This window comes from bacterium (assembly GCA_009926305.1).
Lineage (GTDB): Bacteria > Bdellovibrionota_C > UBA2361 > UBA2361 > RFPC01 > RFPC01.
The window spans coordinates 1-1,189 of the sequence record RFPC01000245.1 but is presented as its reverse complement, the minus strand read 5'-3'; the positions used below and the strand labels follow the sequence as shown (position 1 = coordinate 1,189).

The 1,189-nt window shown below is 48.1% G+C and carries 1 protein-coding gene; it reads left to right on the top strand.

Going from position 1 to position 1,189, the window contains the following annotated elements:
* Positions 1–56: 56 nt before the first annotated feature.
* A complete protein-coding gene (locus EBR25_14215; protein NBW42125.1) occupies positions 57–1,148 on the top strand; it encodes a hypothetical protein in 1,092 nt (363 codons plus the stop codon).
* Positions 1,149–1,189 lie beyond the last annotated feature (41 nt).

The window sequence follows — 1,189 nt, the reverse complement described above, 5'->3', positions numbered from 1 at the left end:
GTGGAGCACTCGTTCAGTGCAAGGGGCTCAAGCCCAGGCAGTACTTCAAGCTCAAAATGACAAACTGGATTCACCCGAAAGGCTATATCACGTATAGTCTCGGTATGTCACCGAGTTCTCCACAACTGAATGCTATTGAGTGGGCACTGAAGAAGAGAGAGGCTTTTTTCTCACTCCATGGCCTTACTTCTTTTTATGGAGCGGAGCCTCATCCACTCTTAGAGCAGTTTCCCAGAAGCTCTCTTTTTTGCAAACAGACCGACTACAGCAAAGCAATGGCACTACAGGCGAGCGGATTTTCCTTAGCGTCGATTGACCTCTCGCCTTACCATTATGATTTTTTGATTATCAGTGGCACCAAATCAAGGGCATACAACGAGCAGTTATTGCAAGAGGCAGCCATAGAGGCGAAACAGGATGCGACAATGCTTTTCTGCCTTGAGTCGAAAAGCGGAGGTGATGCCCTTGCAAAGCGACTTGCAGCTGAACTCTCCAGTCCGATAGAGGTCGAGTCAAAAGCACGATGTAAGTTCATTCTCTTCAACAGCGAAGCTGTGGGAGAACTTCGCAAGCGCCCTTACAACCACTCGTCTTATGTGAAACATGATAGCAGAACCTATTCGACTCACCCTGCCCTGTTTAGTTGGAGTGAGCCGGACAAGGGTTCTCTGTTTTTTGAAAAACTATTACTAGAAAGTGATGAGTGTATTTCTGGTAAGGGAGCTGACATTGGGTGTGGCTGGGGCATGCTTGGATTTTCACTCCTTCATTATGCACCTCAGATTGAGAGGGTTACTTTTTTAGATACGGAACGTTATGCAATACATGCGGTTAAGAGGAGTATAGAGCACTTTGGGTATGGGCAGCGGGCAAATGCTCTTTGGGGTGACGTGCGACAATGGAACACGCCTGAGTTTGACTGGATTGTCTCGAACATTCCGTATCATTCGGGACGGAGCACTGACTACGTCATGCAGATTGAATTTGTGCGGGGTCTCATGCGGGGGCTACACCGATCGGGAGTTGCGTATGTGCTTGCTCACCACATTCCACCTGTGCATTTCTCTGAGGCACTTGAGGGCGTATCAGTAAGAGTGCTTGCGGAAGCTCAACCGTATTGGATTCTTCGATTATCGTATAACTCCTGAGCTAAGGGGCATGACGTCGATAAAAATGGTCGGTTTTGCCG